The sequence below is a fragment of the Pseudomonas sp. 2822-15 genome, from assembly GCF_002742515.1.
GTDB classification, from domain to species: domain Bacteria; phylum Pseudomonadota; class Gammaproteobacteria; order Pseudomonadales; family Pseudomonadaceae; genus Aquipseudomonas; species Aquipseudomonas salomonii.
Window position 1 is genome coordinate 257,800 of sequence record NZ_LJRY01000170.1, and the last position, 18,256, is coordinate 276,055.

The window sequence follows — 18,256 nt, forward strand, 5'->3', positions numbered from 1 at the left end:
GGACGAGATGGGGTGAGTGGGCGGAATTCCGCCACCTCATCCACAGTGGCGAGGGCGTGATGTTTGTCCTAGGCCCTGATGTCTAAAGGCCTTCAGGCGATTAGAGCAAAGTGGCACGGCGTTTGCGATAGGGATTACAGCGCAGGAATGTTCCTACAGACCTCGCAAACAACAAATCCCTCCAGTGCAGGAGGGTTCGCAATTGAAGTGTCGTGGGCAATGGCGGATCTTTGCCACACGGTGCGATTGAGGAACTTTGCAATGACGACTCGTCAGCCAATCTACAAATCCCTGTATTTCCAGGTGATCGTCGCAATCGTTATCGGTATTTTGCTCGGTCACTTCTACCCGCAGACCGGCGTGGCCCTCAAGCCACTGGGTGACGGCTTTATCAAGCTGATCAAAATGGTCATTGCCCCGATCATCTTCTGCACCGTTGTCAGCGGCATCGCCGGCATGCAAAGCATGAAATCGGTGGGCAAAACCGGCGGCTACGCGCTGCTGTACTTCGAAGTTGTTTCCACCATCGCCCTGCTGATCGGCCTGATCGTGGTCAACGTTGTGCAACCGGGCGCCGGCATGCACATCGACGTAGCGACCCTGGACGCCTCCAAAGTCGCGGCCTACGTGACCGCCGGTGCAGACCAGAGCGTGGTTGGCTTTATCCTCAATGTGATCCCGAACACCATCGTCGGCGCTTTCGCCAACGGCGACATCCTGCAAGTACTGATGTTCTCGGTGATCTTCGGTTTTGCCCTGCATCGCCTGGGTGCCTACGGCAAGCCGGTGCTGGACTTCATCGATCGCTTCGCCCACGTGATGTTCAACATCATCAACATGATTATGAAGCTCGCGCCAATCGGTGCCCTGGGCGCCATGGCGTTCACCATCGGCGCCTACGGTGTAGGTTCCCTGGTGCAGCTGGGCCAGCTGATGATCTGCTTCTACATCACTTGCATCCTGTTTGTGGTGGTGGTGCTGGGCGCCATCTGCCGCGCCCACGGTTTCAGCGTGTTGAAGCTGGTTCGCTACATCCGTGAAGAGCTGTTGATCGTACTGGGTACTTCCTCCTCCGAATCCGCACTGCCACGCATGCTGATCAAGATGGAGCGTCTGGGCGCGAAGAAATCCGTAGTAGGCCTGGTGATTCCGACCGGCTACTCCTTCAACCTTGACGGTACTTCGATCTACCTGACCATGGCTGCCGTGTTCATCGCCCAGGCGACTGACACCCACATGGACATCACCCACCAGATCACCCTGCTGCTGGTGCTGCTGCTGTCCTCCAAAGGCGCTGCAGGCGTGACCGGTTCGGGCTTCATCGTACTGGCCGCCACCCTGTCGGCCGTAGGCCACCTGCCGGTTGCCGGCCTGGCGCTGATCCTGGGTATTGACCGCTTCATGTCCGAAGCCCGCGCACTGACCAACCTGGTGGGCAACGCGGTTGCCACCATCGTTGTGGCCAAGTGGGTTAAAGAACTGGACACCGACAAGCTGCACAGCGAGTTGGCATCCGGCGGCACCGGTATCTCCGATACCCGTCCGGAAGATGACCTGGGCGTGGCCGAAGGCCCGGCGCCTGCCATCAAGTAAAATGCCCAGGGTGTGAACAACACCCAAAGCCTGCAAACGCCCCGACTGGTTCGGGGCGTTTGCGTTTCTGACGTGGCGCTTTGGGTTTTGCTTGCTTTACAGTAAGTGAATACTTTATCCGCTGTAGGAGACCTGATGGACAGTGTGGATCTGAATGTCCTGCGCAGCGTGCTCGAATGGCGCCGTGCCGGGCACCGAGTGGTGTTGTACAGCGTGGTTCAGACCTGGGGCAGCGCGCCACGCCCGCCGGGGGCAATGCTGGCTTTGCGTGGCGATGGTGTGGTGATCGGCTCGGTGTCGGGCGGTTGCATCGAGGACGACTTGATCGCGCGCTTGCAGGATGGTCGCTTGCCGGAGGGTGGCCCGCCGGTGCAGTTGGTGACCTACGGCGTCACCCGCGATGAGGCGGCGCGTTTCGGCTTGCCGTGCGGCGGCACGTTGCGCCTGACTGAGGAACGCGTGGATGAATTCGGCTGGGTCTCGCAATTGCTGGCGCGCTGTGAAGACCACCAGATTGTTGCGCGTGAGCTTGACCTGAGCAGTGGCAAGGTCACCTTGAGCGGCGCGGCCAAGACCGATGTCGTGACCTTTGATGGCGAGCGCCTGCGGGCCATCTACGGCCCGCGTTGGCGGTTGCTGCTCATCGGTGCGGGGCAGTTGTCGCGCTACGTGGCTGAAATGGCGCGCCTGCTGGATTTCGAAGTGCTGATCTGCGACCCGCGCGAAGAATTCGTCTACGGCTGGGAAGAGCAGCATGGCCGCTTTGTGCCCGGCATGCCGGATGAGGCGGTGCTGAATATCCAGACGGATGAGCGCACGGCTATCGTCTGCCTGACGCACGACCCTCGATTGGACGATATGGCGCTGCTGACGGCGCTCGACTCATCGGCGTTCTACATTGGCGCCCTCGGTTCGCGGGTCAATACGCAAAAGCGCCGGGAAACCCTGGCGGCGCTGGGGTTGTCGGCTGAGGCGATTGCACGTCTGCATGGGCCGATCGGGTTGCATATCGGTAGTCATACACCGGCGGAAATTGCTCTGTCGCTGATGGCGGAAATTGTCGCGATCAAGAACGGTGTTGCGCCAATGCAGAAGAAACCAATGCCCGTGGTGGCTGAGTAGTGGTCACGGCGATTGTGCTGGCAGCCGGGCAGGGCAGTCGTTTTCGCGCTGAGGCCGGCGCTGATCAAGACAAGTTGCTGGCCGATTGCGTAGGCGTCGATGGTGTGACACGCCCCGTGATCGAACAGGTATTGGTGAGCTTGCCAGAGTGCATCGTAGAGCGCTGGCTCGTCACCTCGCCGGACCGCCTGGCCGTTATTCGTTTGGCCAAGGCGTATGGCTGTGAAGTCTTGTTGCTGGACTCGCCAGGTATGGGCGACAGCATCGCGGCAGCCGTCGCAGCCAGTGGTGAAGCCGATGGTTGGTTGGTGGTGTTGGGGGACATGCCGTTTATTCAGTCGTCGACCCTTGAGCGAGTGATTGACGCGGTCCAGGACGATGGCGTCAGTGTGCCGGTACAGGCGGGTAAGTACGGGCATCCGGTGGCTTTTGGTCGGGCGCTGGGGCCGCAACTGATGGCATTGAGCGGTGATCGTGGCGCAAAGCCGTTATTTTCCCAGGCGGTGGTGCGGCAAGTGCACGTGGAGGATCCCGGTGTGCTGTGGGATGTGGACGTACCGCAGATGCTAAGTTTCAGCACAGACTAACGGTGGGAGCCGGGCTTGCCCGCGATGCAGGCACCTCGGTGTGTCAGTCACGCTGCGGTGATGCTATCGCAGGCAAGCCAGCTCCCACCGTTGATCTCCACAAGGCTTGATCTCCACAAGGCTTAAGTTGAACGCCCATAAAAAAGCCCCGCCTGATCACTCAGGCGGGGCTTTTTAGTGGCTGATGGAATCAGACGAGGGGTTTAGGCTCGTGCTCTGCTTCCAGGGCCTTGTGCTCAACCACGGCTTCAACAACCGGGGCTGGTGCCTCGACCGCGTCGGCAGCCGGTGCGGCAGCGGCTGCAGCCGCGGCGGCTTCAGCTTCCCTGCGACGACGACGCACTTCACGTGGGTCGTTCGGCGCACGGCCGTTTTCGGTCAGGGCGCTGGCAGGCGCCGCTTCAACCACGGGGGCTGCGACTTCGGCAACCACTGGTGCTTCAGCAACTACGGGCGCTTCAACCACGGGTGCAGGCTCAACCACCGGGGCTGGCTCGGCAACCACCTCGGCAACCGGTGCAGGCGCTTCTTCTACCACTGGGGCAGGTGCTGGCGCTTCAACCGGTGCAGCGGGTTCGGCAGTCCACTGGAAGGCGGTCTGTTCTTCGCGAACTTCACGCACTGCCGGAGCAGCTTCTTCGACAACCGGCGCTTCAGCCACGGCTTCAACCACTGGCTGAGGCTCGGCAACCGGTGCAGGCTCGACAGCAGCCACTTCGACTTCTGGTTGAACGTCGCGCACTTCACGCACTGGCGAGGCAACTTCCACTTCCGGAACCACTGGGGCTTCGATCGGGGTAGTGGCTTCGACGACTGGCGTTTCAACAACCGGCGCTTCAACCACTGGGGTCCCGGCAACCGGTGCTTCTACAGCCGCTGTTTCTTCAACAGCAGCGGTAGCGCGTTCAGCTTGCTCATGCGCCTGGGCTTCAGCCGGTGCGCTGATCACGCTGCTGGCAACGGCGGCGGTCACCGCCAGGCCGGCAGCCAGTTCGGCGCCCGTTGGCTCTGCGGTGGCCGCTTCGCCGTTCTCGCCGGTCTCTTCCGAGCCTTCGATCACATTGCCGTTGGCATCACGCTGACGCTCACGACGGTTGCTGCGACGACGCTGGCCACGGGAGCGGCGGCGTGGACGATCGCCTTCGGCGTTGTCCTGACCGTCTTCCTGCAGTTGCTCTTCACCGGTCAGCACTTCTTCTTCGCTGGTGGCAGCGGCTTGCTCGGCACGTGGTTGACGCTCTTCACGCGGTGGGCGCGGCTGGCGCTCTTCACGTGGGGCGCGTTCTTCACGCGGCTGGCGAGCCGGGCGTTCTTCGCTGACAGCTTCGGCAGCAACGGCGGCTACTGCCGGTGCAGCGTCCAGCGGCTCGCGCAGTTCACGCACACGTTCTTCACGCTCGCCACGTGGCTTGCGATCTTCACGCGGGGCACGCGGAGTACGGGGGGCGCGCTCTTCGCGTGGTGCGCGTTCTTCACGGGCTACGGTTGGGGTCTCTTCACGGGCTTCGCGAGGTGCACGTTCTTCACGAGGTGCACGCTCTTCACGTGGCGCGCGTTCCTCACGCGGTGCACGTTCTTCGCGCGGCTTGCGCTCCTCGTCACGGCGACCGTTGCGGTTACGGCTCTGTTGACGGCCGTTGCGACGTTCTTCGTTACGGGCCGGGCGTTCGGTAGCAGGCTTTTCAACCACAACCGGCGCAGCAGGCTCTTCTTTGCTGGCGAACAGGCTGACCAGCGACTTCACCAGGCCTTTGAACAGGCTTGGCTCAGGCAGGGCGGCCGGTGCGGCAACCGGTGCAGCGACTTCAGCCGGGACCGGTGCGTTCGCACGCGCCGGTGCGGTCTTCACGGCGGCTTCCTGGCGAACCAGAGTACGGGTCGCAGCGGCTGGCTGGACTTCTTCCACTTCGGCAGCGGCAGCGGCGATTTCGTAGCTGGACTGGCCGCTGTGGGCTTCGGGGCTGTCATCACGCAGGCGTTGCACTTCGAAGTGCGGCGTCTCGAGGTGATCGTTCGGCAGGATGACGATGCGGGCACGGGTGCGCAGTTCGATCTTGGTGATCGAGTTGCGTTTTTCGTTAAGCAGGAACGCGGCCACCGGGATCGGCACTTGCGCGCGGACTTCGGCGGTGCGGTCTTTCAGGGCTTCTTCTTCGATCAGGCGCAGGATCGCCAGGGACAGCGATTCAACGTCACGGATGATGCCGGTGCCGTTGCAACGCGGGCAGACGATGCCGCTGCTCTCGCCCAGGGAGGGGCGCAGGCGCTGACGGGACATTTCCAGCAGGCCGAAGCGCGAGATGCGGCCGACCTGTACGCGGGCACGGTCAGCTTCCAGGCATTCGCGGACTTTTTCTTCCACGGCGCGCTGGTTCTTGGCCGGGGTCATGTCGATGAAGTCGATCACGATCAGGCCGCCGATGTCGCGCAGGCGCAGCTGGCGGGCGATTTCTTCGGCTGCTTCCAGGTTGGTCTGCAGCGCGGTCTCTTCGATGTCGCTGCCTTTGGTGGCGCGCGCCGAGTTGATGTCGATGGACACCAGGGCTTCGGTCGGGTCGATCACGATGGAGCCGCCGGAAGGCAGTTCGACCACGCGCTGGAAGGCGGTCTCGATCTGGCTTTCGATCTGGAAACGGTTGAACAGCGGAACGCTGTCTTCGTAGAGCTTGATCTTGCTGGCGTACTGCGGCATCACCTGGCGAATGAAGGTCAGGGCTTCGTCCTGGGCTTCAACGCTGTCGATCAGCACTTCGCCGATGTCCTGGCGCAGGTAATCGCGGATGGCGCGGATGATCACGTTGCTTTCCTGGTAGATCAGGAACGGCGCGGAACGATCCAGGGAGGCTTCTTTGATGGCGGTCCACAGTTGCAGCAGGTAGTCGAGGTCCCACTGCATTTCTTCGCTGCTGCGGCCCAGGCCTGCAGTGCGCACGATCAGGCCCATGTCGGCAGGGGCGATCAGGCCGTTCAGCGCTTCACGCAGTTCGTTGCGTTCTTCGCCTTCGATGCGACGGGAAATGCCGCCGGCACGCGGGTTGTTCGGCATCAGCACCAGGTAACGGCCGGCCAGGGAGATGAAAGTGGTCAGGGCAGCGCCCTTGTTGCCACGTTCTTCTTTTTCGACCTGAACGATGACTTCCTGGCCTTCGCTCAGGACGTCCTTGATGTTCACGCGGCCTTCGGGGGCTTTCTTGAAGTATTCGCGGGAGATTTCTTTGAGGGGCAGGAAGCCGTGGCGCTCGGAGCCGAAATCGACAAAGGCAGCCTCAAGGCTTGGTTCGATGCGAGTAATACGGCCTTTATAGATGTTGGCCTTCTTTTGCTCGCGCGCACCGGATTCGATGTCCAGGTCATAGAGGCGTTGGCCATCTACCAGTGCAACACGCAACTCTTCGGGTTGAGTTGCGTTAATCAGCATTCTTTTCATGTTGTACCGTCGGTTTCCGGGCTGCCGGAAACGGCGTTCGGCACACACGACTTCTCACGGTCGGTGTCAGGTGCGTCAAGAGTGGTTGGCCACTCCAGTGTCCAGCAATAACGAGCCAATTGGGCCGGTATCGCGACGGACGCGTCCTGCTTGTTAGCGGTGGTGACAAAGGCACCACTTCAACAAAAGCTAAGGTCAGGAGGAGGAATCAACCGGCGACTGTGGACGAGATGAAGCGTCTTATAAGCCTAATGCTACACGGTCCGACGGTTGTGCATCTCCACCCTACACGTATCCCTGATAATTCGGGTGCTGCCGCGCGCAGAATCCGCAGCGGGTTGGCATTTACCGTGTACTCCAATGGGGAGTCCACGCTCATGGCTAAACAAGACTAGGTGTGGGCGACTGCGCTCTCACTCAGCTCTTAACAGGCGTTGTTTCCGAAGCATTCGCCGTGGTCTGGCTCAAGACTGACTGCACTTTGTGAACTGGCCGTAAATATCGGCGCAGAACGCGAGTATTCACTCTGCTTTCTGCACTCGCTTCAGGCCTCATGTCACCTGCGCTTGTTACAATCCTGAGCCTCCCAAGGTGGCGAAAGCCCCGTAGGACGGCCTCGCGTCCTGATGAATTGCGATGGTCAGGGCCGGCAGTTTGCCGCAAGTCCTCTGTCCAGGCCGCTTTTGGCGGCGTTCGCGACTATAGCAGCAATGATTAAGTGCTTCAATTCCATAAAAAATTGTTATCATCGCCGCCATGACGACTACCGCCCCCCAGACCCCCAGCGTCCAGCTGCTCGAGGTCTCGCCGGAATATGCCGGCCAACGCATCGACAATTTTCTCCTGGCCAGGCTCAAAGGCGTGCCCAAGACCTTGATTTACCGCATCTTGCGTAAAGGTGAAGTGCGCGTGAACAAAGGCCGGATCAAGCCCGAGTACAAGCTGCAGGCGGGCGATATCGTCCGTGTGCCGCCAGTGCGCGTGCCTGAGCGTGACGAGCCGGTGCCATTGGCCCAGGGCCTGTTGCAGCGCCTGGAAGCGTCGATTGTCTTCGAAGACAACAAGCTGATCGTGATCAACAAGCCTTGCGGCATTGCGGTTCACGGCGGCAGTGGCCTGACGTTCGGGGTGATCGAAGCCTTTCGTCAGTTGCGCCCCGATGCCAAGGAGCTGGAGCTGGTCCACCGCTTGGACCGTGACACCTCCGGCCTGCTGATGATCGCCAAAAAACGCAGCATGTTGCGTCACCTGCACACCGCCTTGCGTGGCGATGGCGTGGACAAGCGCTACATGGCACTGGTACGGGGCAACTGGGCCAGCTCCATCAAGAGCGTGCGTGCGCCGTTGCAGAAGAGCAACCTGCGCTCCGGCGAGCGCATGGTCGAAGTGGACGAGGAGGGCAAAGAAGCCCTGACCCTGTTCAAGGTGCTACGCCGCTTCGGTGACTTCGCCACGATGGTCGAGGCCAAGCCTGTGACCGGGCGTACCCACCAGATTCGTGTGCACACCCTGCATGCGGGCCACTGCATCGCCGGCGACACCAAATACGGCGATGAGGATTTCTCCAGGGAAATTCGCGACCTGGGCGGCAAGCGCCTGTTCCTGCACGCCTACATGCTCACCGTGCCGCTGCCCGATGGCGGCGAGCTGAAGTTGCAGGCGCCGGTCGATGAGATGTGGGCCAAGACCGTGGAGCGTTTGAGTGTCGCACCCTGACTACAAGCTGCTGATTTTTGATTGGGACGGCACGCTGTGCAATTCCGTTGGGCGCATCGTCGACTCAATGCACGCGGCCTCGACCCGTTCCGGTTTCGAGTTGTGCACGGATCTGGCGGTAAAAGGCATTATCGGTCTGGGCCTGCCCGAGGCGATCCGTACCTTGTACCCCCGGATCAGCGACACAGAGCTGGTGACTTTTCGTGACCATTACGCCGATCACTACATAGGGCTGGAGGCCACGCCTTCGCCGCTGTTTGACGGCGTAAGGCAATCCCTGGAGGCGTTTCGCGCCGAGGGTTATCACTTGGCTGTGGCCACCGGCAAGGCCCGTCGCGGGCTGGATCGGGTGCTCAAGGCCCACGGGTTTGAAGATTATTTCGATATCACCCGTGCAGCGGATGAAACCGCCAGCAAACCTCACCCTCTGATGCTGGAGCAGATCCTGGCGCATTGCGGCGTAGCGCCGCGTCAGGCGTTGATGGTGGGTGACGCTTCCTTCGACCTGATGATGGCGCGCAATGCCGGCATGGACAGCGTGGCGGTCAGCTACGGCGCCCAGGCTGCCGAAGCCTTGCAGGCATACGAGCCCAGGCTGACGATTGATCATTTTTCTGAACTGCACGCCTGGCTCAGCCGGGCCTGATAAGTCTTTGCTGGGGTTAATGGCATGAGTGACGAGTGGAAAGCGCCCGAAAAGGCCGAAAGCGGTGATGATAAAAGCTGGAAGCTGTTGGAGAAGACCCTGCTGGCCAGTGTCCAGGAGCAGCGCCGTGCACGGCGTTGGGGGATTTTCTTCAAGTTGCTGACGTTTATCTGGCTTATCGCCATGCTGGCGTTGTTCAGCCCGCTGATGGACATGGAAAAAAGCGCCACCCGTAGCAACAACTACACCGCCTTTATCGACGTGAACGGGGTGATTGCCGACAAGGAGTCCGCCAGCGCCGATAATATCGTCGGCGGCCTGCGTGCGGCGTTCGAGGACCCCAAGGTCAAGGGCGTGATCCTGCGCATCAACAGCCCAGGTGGCAGCCCTGTGCAGTCGGGCTACGTGTATGACGAGATTCGCCGCCTGCGCGGCCTGCACCCTGACATCAAGTTGTACGCGGTGATTTCCGACCTGGGCGCCTCGGGGGCCTATTACATCGCCAGCGCCGCTGACCAGATCTATGCCGACAAGGCCAGCCTGGTCGGCTCCATTGGTGTGACAGCGGCCGGTTACGGCTTTGTGGGTACCATGGAGAAGTTGGGGGTGGAGCGTCGCACCTACACCTCGGGTGAGCACAAGTCGTTCCTCGATCCGTTCCAGCCACAAAAGGCCGATGAAACCCAGTTCTGGCAGGGCGTGCTCGACACCACCCATCGTCAGTTCATTGCCAGCGTTAAACAGGGGCGTGGCGATCGTCTGAAGGACAAGGACCATCCTGAGCTGTTCTCCGGCCTGGTGTGGTCCGGTGAGCAGGCATTGCCGTTGGGTTTGATCGACGGCCTGGGCAGTGCCAGTTCGGTGGCGCGCGATGTGATTGGCGAGAAGGAACTGGTGGACTTCACTGTTCAGGAATCGCCGTTTGATCGCTTCTCCAAGAAGCTGGGTGCCAGTGTGGCGGAGAAGCTGGCCTACTACATGGGCTTCCAGGGTCCGACACTGCGCTGAAATATCGGCTTTGTCGCAGTTCAACATGTGGGAGCGGGCTTGCCCGCGATAGCGCCCGGTCAGTCGACATTGAAAGTGACTGGCCCACCGCTATCGCAGGCAAGCCAGCTCCCACATTTGGTTTTGGAGTAGGGCCTAGGGGATTTGCACGCCTTCAGCCAGCAGCATGTCCACCAGTCGAATCAGCGGCAGGCCGACCAGGCTGGTCGCATCCGGCCCTTCGGTGCTCTGAAACAGGCTCACACCCAGCCCTTCGGCCTTGAAGCTGCCTGCGCAGTCATAAGGCTGTTCCGCGCGCAAATAACGCTCGATGCGCTCCACACTCAGTTCGCGCATCTGCACGGTAAATGGCACGCAGTCTACCTGGCAGTGGCCCGTCTCACTGTTGAGCAGCGCCAGGCCGGTCAAAAAGCTCACGCGTTTGCCGCTGGCAGCCAGTAATTGCTCGCGGGCGTTTTCAAAGGTGTGGGGTTTGCCGATAATGCGGCCATCGAGTGCGGCCACCTGATCGGAGCCGATAATCAAATGCCCTGGGTGACGGGCGGCGAGGGCGCGGGCTTTCTCTTGCGCCAGGCGCTTGACCAGCTCAATGGCCGATTCATTTGCGCGATGGCTTTCGTCGATATCCGGCGAGCTGCAGATGAACGGTAGGTGCAGGCGGGCCAGCAATTCCCGGCGATAAACCGAGCTGGAAGCGAGTAATAAAGGCAGCATGGGTGTCTCCTCGAGGCAGCCGCCGATTCTAGCGGGGCGACCAGCTGACGCACAGGGCTGAATTTCCTTTGACATGGCTGGGTGCATCCCTATAATGCTGCGCCTATGTTGAATGACCCGATTCCACCTCACGTTGACCCGCGCAAATTGGCTGATCGTGGCACCACCCTTCAAGGTGAAGTGCTGCTGGCCGATTTGGAGAGACTCTGCGACCCGCTTTCCGACACTGTCGGTACGGTGCAGGCTAAATTCGTTTTTGAACGAGATGAACGTAAGTCTGTGGTAATCCACAGCTTTATCGACACCGAAGTCAAAATGGTTTGCCAGCGTTGTCTTGAGCTGGTCACCCTGCCGATCCACAGCGAATGCAGTTATGCTGTGGTGAAAGAGGGTGCGAATACCCAGTCGTTGCCGAAAGGTTATGACGTGCTGGAACTGGGCGAAGATCCATTGGATCTGCATGCACTGATCGAGGAGGAGCTTTTGCTCGCCTTGCCCATTGTGCCTGCTCATCATCCGGAAGAATGCCAGCAGCCGGAGGGCCTTGATGACGAGGCCGAGCCGAGCGAGGACGAGGTAACGCGGTCCAACCCGTTCAGTGTATTGGCGCAGTTAAAGCGTGACCCAAACGTTTAGGAGTTAATCAATTATGGCTGTTCAGCAGAACAAAAAATCCCGCTCTGCCCGTGACATGCGTCGTTCGCACGATGCCCTGACGGCAAGCACTCTGTCTGTAGAAAAAACCACCGGTGAAATTCACCTGCGTCACCACGTATCGCCAGAAGGCGTATACCGTGGCCGTAAAGTGATCGACAAGGGCGCTGACGAGTAATCACTTGTCTGCTCAAGTCATCGCGATTGACGCAATGGGCGGGGACTTCGGTCCCCGCAGCATTGTTCAGGCTTGCGTTGCCAGCCTGTCTGCTACGCCCTCGCTGCACCTGACCCTCGTCGGTCAACATTCCCTACTTGAAGAACTGATTGCCGGCCATCCGGCGGTGGATCGCGCGCGCCTGACCGTTACTGCGGCCAGCGAAACCATCGGCATGGATGAGAAGCCCGCGGCAGCCTTGCGTGGCAAGCCCGACTCTTCAATGCGGGTAGCCCTTGAGTTGTTGCGTGATGGCAAGGTGCAAGCCTGTGTCAGTGCCGGCAATACCGGGGCGTTGATGGCGTTGTCGCGTCATGTGCTCAAGACGTTGCCGGGTATTGATCGGCCGGCCATGGTTGCGGCGATTCCGACGCAAAAAGGCTATTGCCAACTGCTGGACCTGGGTGCAAACGTCGATTGCAGTGCCGAACACCTGCTCCAGTTCGCCGTGATGGGCTCGGTGGCCGCTGAGGCGTTGGGTGTGGCCCGGCCACGCGTGGCGTTGCTCAATATCGGCACCGAGGACATCAAGGGAAACCAGCAGGTCAAGCTGGCTGCCACCTTGTTGCAAGGTGCGCGGGGCTTGAACTACATCGGTTTTGTCGAAGGTGACGGCTTGTACCGCGGCGAGGCGGATGTGGTGGTGTGCGACGGGTTTGTCGGTAATATCCTGCTCAAGTCCAGCGAAGGCCTGGCGACCATGATCGCCACGCGTATCGAAGCCTTGTTCAAGCACAACCTGGCCTCACGCATGGTCGGCGCGCTGGCGTTGCCGTTGATGCGCCGTCTGCAGGCCGACCTTGCGCCGGCACGGCATAATGGCGCGAGTTTTCTGGGGCTGCAGGGCATTGTGGTAAAAAGCCACGGCTCGGCCGGTGTGCAGGGCTTTCAAAGTGCGATTGCGCGAGCGTTGATCGAGATCCAGGAAAACCTACCGCAACGTTTGCACGGGCGTCTTGAGGATCTGTTGCCTTAGGCGAATCGGCCCGGGAGTGCTTAAATGTGACCGGCCAGTTCAATTGACCATCCAATCTGTCAGTTTCGTTCGCGCCCACCTTCGGTGCGGGCATTTTTGACGACCAGATCATTAGGGGCTTGTTACATGTCTACATCCCTCGCATTCGTCTTTCCAGGGCAGGGTTCGCAGTCCCTCGGCATGTTGGCCGAGCTGGGCGCGCACCATCCGCTGATCCTGGAAACCTTCAAGGAAGCTTCCGATGCCCTGGGTTACGACCTGTGGGCACTGACCCAGCAAGGGCCGGAAGAGCAACTCAATCAAACCGATAAAACCCAGCCGGCGATCCTGACCGCCTCGATCGCCCTGTGGCGCTTGTGGTTGGCCGAAGGCGGTGTACGCCCGGCTTACGTGGCCGGTCACAGCCTGGGCGAGTACAGCGCCTTGGTGGCCGCCGGCAGCCTGACCCTCGCTGAAGCGGTCAAGCTGGTCGAGCGCCGTGGTCAGTTGATGCAAGAAGCTGTTCCAGCCGGGCAGGGCGGCATGGCCGCTATCCTCGGCCTGGACGACGCTGTGGTGATCGAAGCCTGCGCCGAAGCGGCCCAGGGCGAAGTGGTCAGCGCAGTGAACTTCAACTCCCCTGGCCAGGTGGTCATCGCCGGCGCCAAGGCCGCTGTCGAGCGCGCCATTGAGGGCTGCAAGGCCCGTGGTGCCAAGCGCGCCTTGCCGTTGCCGGTGAGCGTGCCGTCGCACTGCGAGCTGATGCGCCCGGCTGCCGAGCGCTTTGCCGAGTCCATTGCCGCCATCAATTGGCAGGCGCCGCAGATTCCGCTGGTGCAGAACGTCAGCGCGGCTGTTGCCGCCGACCTCGACACCCTCAAGCGCGACCTGCTGGAGCAGCTCTACAAGCCGGTACGCTGGGTTGAGTCGGTACAGACCCTGGCTGCCAATGGTGCCACTGAGTTGGTCGAGTGCGGCCCGGGCAAAGTCCTGGCCGGCCTGAACAAGCGTTGCGCCGATGGCGTGTCGACTGCCAACCTCAATACCCCGGATGCCTTCGCTGCCGCGCGCGCGGCACTGGCCTGAACCCCTTTAGGAGAAGCCTGCATGAGTCTGCAAGGTAAAGTTGCACTGGTTACTGGCGCAAGCCGTGGCATTGGCCAGGCGATCGCCCTGGAACTGGGCCGTCAAGGCGCCGTTGTGATCGGCACCGCCACTTCCGCTTCGGGCGCTGAGCGTATTGCCGCGACCTTGAAGGAAAACGGCGTGCAAGGCACCGGTCTTGAGCTGAATGTGACCAGCGACGAGTCTGTTGCTGCTGTGCTGGCCGAGATCACTGCACAGTTCGGCGCACCGGCTATTCTGGTGAACAACGCCGGTATCACCCGTGACAACCTGATGATGCGCATGAAAGACGACGAGTGGTACGACGTGGTCGATACCAACTTGAACAGTCTGTTTCGCCTGTCCAAGGGTGTTTTGCGCGGCATGACCAAGGCGCGTTGGGGCCGAATTATCAATATTGGCTCCGTAGTGGGTGCCATGGGCAACGCAGGCCAAGTAAACTATGCAGCGGCCAAGGCCGGTCTGGAAGGTTTCAGCCGTGCATTGGCCCGTGAAGTCGGTTCGCGTTCGATTACGGTCAACTCGGTGGCCCCAGGGTTCATCGACACCGATATGACCCGCGAACTGCCGGAAGCACAGCGTGAAGCGTTGCTGACCCAGATTCCGCTGGGCCGTCTGGGCCAGGCTCAAGAGATCGCAAATGTGGTCACTTTCCTGGCATCCGACGGTGCGGCATACGTGACTGGGGCTACAATCCCGGTGAACGGCGGGATGTACATGAGTTAAATTGTGACGGATCGCTTCAAAAAAATGTCATACGAGCTGTCTAAAATCCGTTATAAAGCTGCAACTTAATTTATAGGCAGGTGGCCGGTCGGGTACGAGGGTGAAGCTTTCAGTTGAAAAGCTGAAAAGGCTTTCTATACACTTACCCACTGGCCAGCTGCCTGAATTTGTCCATTAGGAGTTAAACAAGGTATGAGCACCATCGAAGAGCGCGTCAAGAAAATCGTTGCCGAGCAACTGGGCGTTAAAGAAGAAGAAGTGACCAACTCCGCTTCCTTCGTTGAAGACCTGGGTGCCGATTCCCTTGACACCGTTGAGCTGGTGATGGCTCTGGAAGAGGAATTCGAGACCGAAATCCCGGACGAAGAAGCTGAAAAAATCACTACTGTTCAAGCTGCTATCGACTACGTTACTGCCCACCAGGCGTAATAGTTTGTAGTCGTCGCTTGCTGTCAGGGAAAAACCGCACTGCTGTAACGGCGTGCGGTTTTTTCTTTAAGCGGTGATGAAAAATAAGCTGCGAAGCAAAGTGTCGTCATTAGAAAAAGGAGAGTGCTGTGTCGCGTAGACGCGTCGTAGTCACCGGTATGGGTATGTTGTCGCCACTGGGTACAGATGTGCCGAGCAGTTGGCAGGGCATTCTGGCTGGCCACAGTGGTATTGGTCTGATCGAACACACGGACCTTTCTGCCTATTCCACCCGTTTTGGCGGCTCGGTAAAGGGCTTCAATGTCGAGGAATATCTCTCGGTCAAAGAATCCCGCAAGCTCGACCTGTTCATTCAATACGGCCTGGCAGCCGGTTTTCAGGCGGTGCGTAATGCCGGCCTGGAAGTCACCGACGCCAACCGTGAGCGCATCGGCGTGGCCATGGGTTCGGGTATTGGCGGTTTGACCAATATCGAAGAAACCAGCCGCACGCTGCACGATTCCGGCCCCCGTCGAATTTCGCCGTTCTTCGTGCCGGGCTCGATCATCAATATGATTTCCGGTTTCCTGTCGATCCATCTGGGCGCACAGGGCCCCAACTACGCCATTGCCACGGCGTGCACCACCGGCACGCACTGCATCGGCATGGCGGCGCGTAATATCGCCTATGACGAAGCCGATGTGATGATCGCCGGTGGCGCCGAAATGGCCGCCTGCGGCCTCGGCATGGGCGGCTTCGGCGCGTCCCGTGCGCTGTCGACGCGCAATGACGAGCCGACTCGCGCCAGCCGTCCGTGGGACAAGGGCCGTGATGGCTTTGTACTGGCTGACGGTGCCGGTGCGCTGGTACTCGAAGAGCTGGAGCACGCCAAGGCGCGTGGTGCCACTATTTACGCCGAGCTGATCGGCTTCGGCATGAGCGGCGACGCCTACCACATGACCTCGCCGCCGTCCGACGGTGCCGGTGCTGCACGTTGCATCACCAACGCCTTGCGCGATGCGAAGGTCAACGCCAACCAGGTGCAGTACATCAATGCACACGGCACATCGACCCCGACGGGCGACCTGGCGGAAGCCGAAGCCATCAAGTCGGTGTTCGGTGAGCACGCCTACAAGCTGGCGGTCAGTTCCACCAAGTCCATGACCGGCCACCTGTTGGGTGCGGCGGGCGCGGTCGAGGCGATCTTCAGCGTCATGGCCATCAAGGATCAGGTCGCTCCGCCGACCATCAACCTTGATGAGCCGGACGAGGGCTGCGACCTCAACTTCGTGCCTCACGAAGCGCAACCTATGCCGATCGACGTGGTGATCTCCAACTCGTTCGGTTTCGGTGGCACCAACGGTTCCCTGGTGTTCCGCCGGTTCGCCGAGTGATGCACAGCTGGGTCGACGGTCAGCCAGCGGGCAGCGTGCCCCTGAAAGATCGTGGCCTGGCGTACGGCGATGGCCTGTTTGAGACCATCGCCGTCAAGGCCGGGCAGCCGGTGCTGCTCGACCGTCACCTGCAACGCCTTGAAGAGGGGTGCAGGCGCCTCGCCTTGATTGCGGATCAAACCCTGATCCGCAGCGAAGTGCTGGCTTACGCCGCTGCCATGGGCAATGGCGTACTCAAATTGATCCTCACCCGTGGCGACAGCCTGCGCGGTTATGGCATCAACCCTGGCGTCCCCGTGCGCCGTATCTTGCAGGGCAATCCGCCCGCTGCTTATCCTCTGGCCCATGCAACCGATGGCATCCGCCTGTTTGCGTGCGCCACGCGCTTGGCCGAGCAGCCGTTGCTGGCGGGCCTCAAGCACCTGAATCGTCTTGAACAAGTGATCGCCCGCGCCGAATGGCAGGATGCCGAACATGCCGAGGGCTTGATGCTGGACAGGTCCGGTCGGGTCATCGAAGGCGTGTTCAGCAACCTGTTCGTGGTGCGCAATGGCTTGTTAGTAACCGCTGATCTGAATCGTTGCGGGGTTGCCGGCGTCATGCGCGCTGAGATTCTGGCCCAGGCGCAAACCCTGGGCATCCCGGTGGCCGTGGCCGACATCAGCATGGACCAGTTGCAACAGGCCGACGAAGTTTTCGTGTGCAACAGCGTTTATGGCATTTGGCCCGTACGTGGTTGCGCCGGGATGAGCTGGTCGGTTGGGCCGCTCACCCGTAAACTGCAGGGCATTGTTCGCGCGCTATTGGAAATTTGAGTTGATACGAAAACTGGTTTTACTGCTGCAGATCGGCCTGGTCTCGGCAGGCTTGCTACTGGGCTTTTCGGCCTGGAAGCTCGACTCTGCGCTGAAGCAGCCCCTGAATCTGACCCAGGAACAATTGCTCGATGTTCCCGCTGGGGCGACCCCGACGGGCACCTTCAATCGCCTTGAAACCGAAGGCGTGCTGGAGGGCGCCTTCTGGTTGCGCCTCTACTGGCGCTTCAACCTCGACGGCCAGCCGCTGCACAGCGGCGAATACCGCATGACCCCAGGCCTGACGGCCGAAGGCCTGATCGGCCTGTGGCAGCGCGGCGAAGTGGTGCAATACAGCCTGACATTGGTGGAAGGCTGGAACTTCCGCCAGGTGCGTTCAGCGTTGGCCAAACACGAAAAGATCGTGCAGACCCTGTCGGGCCTGAGCGACAGCGAAGTGATGGATAAGCTCGGCCACCCTGGCGTATTTCCCGAAGGGCGGTTCTTTCCTGACACCTATCGCTTCGTGCGCGGCATGACCGATGTCGAATTCCTGAAAAAAGCCTACAACCGCCTGGACGAGGTACTGGCCCAGGAATGGAGCCAGCGCGCCGCCGATGCGCCGTACACCGACCCTTACCAGGCGCTGATCATGGCCTCCCTGGTAGAAAAGGAAACCGGTGTGCCGCAAGAGCGCGGGCAGATCGCCGGAGTGTTCGTGCGTCGCTTGAAAATCGGCATGCTGCTCCAGACCGACCCGACGGTGATCTACGGCCTGGGCGAGCGTTACACCGGCAAGCTGACCCGCGCGCACCTCAAGGAAGCCAATCCCTATAACACCTACATGATTGCCGGCCTGCCGCCGACGCCAATCGCCATGGTCGGCCGCGAGGCGATCCATGCGGCGTTGAACCCGGTGGCCGGCAGTAGCCTGTACTTCGTCGCCCGAGGCGATGGCAGCCATATTTTCTCCGATGACCTGGATGCGCATAATGCCGCCGTGCGTGAGTTCCAACTCAAGCGCCGCGCCGATTATCGCTCCAGCCCGGCACCGGCGGTAAAACCGCCGGAAGATGCGACGCCACCGACCGATGCCGCGCCGGTTGAAAAAACCGCCGAGCCTGCGCCGGACGCCGCTGCGCCGCAAAGCCCGCAATGACTCTGACTAAG

General features: G+C 60.6%; 17 protein-coding genes. 15 read left to right on the forward strand and 2 right to left on the reverse strand.

The features are described from left to right. Positions 1–261 precede the first annotated feature (261 nt). The 3 genes from AOA59_RS07200 (at position 262) to AOA59_RS07210 (ending at position 3,302) form a co-directional block, all read left to right on the forward strand. On the forward strand, positions 262–1,593 hold the full coding sequence (locus AOA59_RS07200; protein ID WP_017138374.1) for a dicarboxylate/amino acid:cation symporter: 1,332 nt from the start codon (positions 262–264) through the stop codon (positions 1,591–1,593). Positions 1,594–1,728: 135 nt separating this feature from the next. Then, positions 1,729–2,715: an XdhC family protein gene (locus tag AOA59_RS07205; protein ID WP_099486612.1), complete on the forward strand. Its 987-nt coding sequence runs from the start codon at positions 1,729–1,731 to the stop codon at positions 2,713–2,715. Beyond that, positions 2,715–3,302: an NTP transferase domain-containing protein gene (locus AOA59_RS07210; protein WP_099486613.1), complete on the forward strand. Its 588-nt coding sequence runs from the start codon at positions 2,715–2,717 to the stop codon at positions 3,300–3,302. Before AOA59_RS07205 ends, AOA59_RS07210 begins: the two co-directional genes overlap by 1 nt. 190 nt (positions 3,303–3,492) lie before the next feature. Here AOA59_RS07210 and rne read toward each other — a convergent pair whose 3' ends face one another. Further along, positions 3,493–6,729 (reverse strand): ribonuclease E, encoded by a 3,237-nt coding sequence (gene rne, locus AOA59_RS07215; RefSeq protein WP_099486615.1) that lies wholly within the window; start codon positions 6,727–6,729, stop codon positions 3,493–3,495. Positions 6,730–7,485: 756 nt separating this feature from the next. Here rne and rluC point away from each other — a divergent pair. The 3 genes from rluC to AOA59_RS07235 are packed head-to-tail and all read left to right on the forward strand — an operon-like array spanning position 7,486 to position 10,099. Further along, positions 7,486–8,445, forward strand: coding sequence for a 23S rRNA pseudouridine(955/2504/2580) synthase RluC (rluC, locus tag AOA59_RS07225; protein ID WP_056861649.1), 960 nt, complete (start codon positions 7,486–7,488; stop codon positions 8,443–8,445). Beyond that, on the forward strand, positions 8,432–9,091 hold the full coding sequence (locus AOA59_RS07230) for an HAD-IA family hydrolase (protein ID WP_099486617.1): 660 nt from the start codon (positions 8,432–8,434) through the stop codon (positions 9,089–9,091). The genes rluC and AOA59_RS07230 overlap by 14 nt, the downstream gene beginning before the upstream one ends. Positions 9,092–9,115: 24 nt before the next feature. Continuing rightward, a complete protein-coding gene (locus AOA59_RS07235) occupies positions 9,116–10,099 on the forward strand; it encodes a S49 family peptidase (RefSeq protein WP_065929321.1) in 984 nt (327 codons plus the stop codon). Positions 10,100–10,234: 135 nt separating this feature from the next. Here the strand turns inward: AOA59_RS07235 and AOA59_RS07240 are convergent, their stop codons facing one another. Then, the gene (locus AOA59_RS07240) at positions 10,235–10,813 is read right to left on the reverse strand and encodes a nucleoside triphosphate pyrophosphatase (RefSeq protein ID WP_065929320.1); all 579 of its coding nucleotides are present in this window, start codon (positions 10,811–10,813) and stop codon (positions 10,235–10,237) included. 105 nt (positions 10,814–10,918) lie between these two features. Here AOA59_RS07240 and AOA59_RS07245 point away from each other — a divergent pair, with 105 nt between their 5' ends. The 9 genes from AOA59_RS07245 (at position 10,919) to mltG (ending at position 18,245) form a co-directional block, all read left to right on the forward strand. Next, positions 10,919–11,449: a YceD family protein gene (locus AOA59_RS07245; RefSeq protein WP_005790551.1), complete on the forward strand. Its 531-nt coding sequence runs from the start codon at positions 10,919–10,921 to the stop codon at positions 11,447–11,449. A 13-nt stretch (positions 11,450–11,462) separates the two neighbouring features. Continuing rightward, on the forward strand, positions 11,463–11,645 hold the full coding sequence (gene rpmF / locus AOA59_RS07250) for a 50S ribosomal protein L32 (protein ID WP_008152339.1): 183 nt from the start codon (positions 11,463–11,465) through the stop codon (positions 11,643–11,645). A 4-nt stretch (positions 11,646–11,649) separates the two neighbouring features. After that, a complete protein-coding gene (gene plsX, locus AOA59_RS07255) occupies positions 11,650–12,660 on the forward strand; it encodes a phosphate acyltransferase PlsX (protein WP_099486619.1) in 1,011 nt (336 codons plus the stop codon). A 126-nt stretch (positions 12,661–12,786) separates the two neighbouring features. After that, positions 12,787–13,725, forward strand: a complete 939-nt coding sequence (gene fabD, locus AOA59_RS07260) for an ACP S-malonyltransferase (protein ID WP_099486621.1) — start codon at positions 12,787–12,789, stop codon at positions 13,723–13,725. Between the two features lie 21 nt (positions 13,726–13,746). Next, positions 13,747–14,490: a 3-oxoacyl-ACP reductase FabG gene (gene fabG, locus AOA59_RS07265; protein ID WP_015885432.1), complete on the forward strand. Its 744-nt coding sequence runs from the start codon at positions 13,747–13,749 to the stop codon at positions 14,488–14,490. Between the two features lie 192 nt (positions 14,491–14,682). Next, the gene (gene acpP / locus AOA59_RS07270; protein WP_016973676.1) at positions 14,683–14,919 is read left to right on the forward strand and encodes an acyl carrier protein; all 237 of its coding nucleotides are present in this window, start codon (positions 14,683–14,685) and stop codon (positions 14,917–14,919) included. Positions 14,920–15,047: 128 nt separating this feature from the next. After that, a complete protein-coding gene (gene fabF, locus AOA59_RS07275; RefSeq protein ID WP_056861643.1) occupies positions 15,048–16,292 on the forward strand; it encodes a beta-ketoacyl-ACP synthase II in 1,245 nt (414 codons plus the stop codon). Then, entirely contained in the window at positions 16,292–17,107 is an 816-nt protein-coding gene (gene pabC, locus AOA59_RS07280; protein WP_099486623.1) for an aminodeoxychorismate lyase, read from the forward strand. Before fabF ends, pabC begins: the two co-directional genes overlap by 1 nt. A gap of 1 nt (position 17,108) precedes the next feature. Beyond that, on the forward strand, positions 17,109–18,245 hold the full coding sequence (gene mltG / locus AOA59_RS07285; RefSeq protein WP_099486625.1) for an endolytic transglycosylase MltG: 1,137 nt from the start codon (positions 17,109–17,111) through the stop codon (positions 18,243–18,245). The last annotated feature ends 11 nt before the right edge of the window (positions 18,246–18,256 follow it).

Bases quoted from the DNA above. Each gene is read 5' to 3' on its own strand.
- AOA59_RS07235 (WP_065929321.1), top strand. From the start codon at position 9,116: ATGAGTGACGAGTGGAAAGCGCCCGAAAAGGCCGAAAGCGGTGATGAT.
- fabG (WP_015885432.1), top strand. From the start codon at position 13,747: ATGAGTCTGCAAGGTAAAGTTGCACTGGTTACTGGCGCAAGCCGTGGC.
- pabC (WP_099486623.1), top strand. From the start codon at position 16,292: ATGCACAGCTGGGTCGACGGTCAGCCAGCGGGCAGCGTGCCCCTGAAA.
- AOA59_RS07205 (WP_099486612.1), top strand. From the start codon at position 1,729: ATGGACAGTGTGGATCTGAATGTCCTGCGCAGCGTGCTCGAATGGCGC.
- rluC (WP_056861649.1), top strand. From the start codon at position 7,486: ATGACGACTACCGCCCCCCAGACCCCCAGCGTCCAGCTGCTCGAGGTC.
- fabD (WP_099486621.1), top strand. From the start codon at position 12,787: ATGTCTACATCCCTCGCATTCGTCTTTCCAGGGCAGGGTTCGCAGTCC.
- AOA59_RS07200 (WP_017138374.1), top strand. From the start codon at position 262: ATGACGACTCGTCAGCCAATCTACAAATCCCTGTATTTCCAGGTGATC.
- AOA59_RS07240 (WP_065929320.1), bottom strand. From the start codon at position 10,813: ATGCTGCCTTTATTACTCGCTTCCAGCTCGGTTTATCGCCGGGAATTG.
- AOA59_RS07245 (WP_005790551.1), top strand. From the start codon at position 10,919: ATGTTGAATGACCCGATTCCACCTCACGTTGACCCGCGCAAATTGGCT.
- rpmF (WP_008152339.1), top strand. From the start codon at position 11,463: ATGGCTGTTCAGCAGAACAAAAAATCCCGCTCTGCCCGTGACATGCGT.
- acpP (WP_016973676.1), top strand. From the start codon at position 14,683: ATGAGCACCATCGAAGAGCGCGTCAAGAAAATCGTTGCCGAGCAACTG.
- rne (WP_099486615.1), bottom strand. From the start codon at position 6,729: ATGAAAAGAATGCTGATTAACGCAACTCAACCCGAAGAGTTGCGTGTT.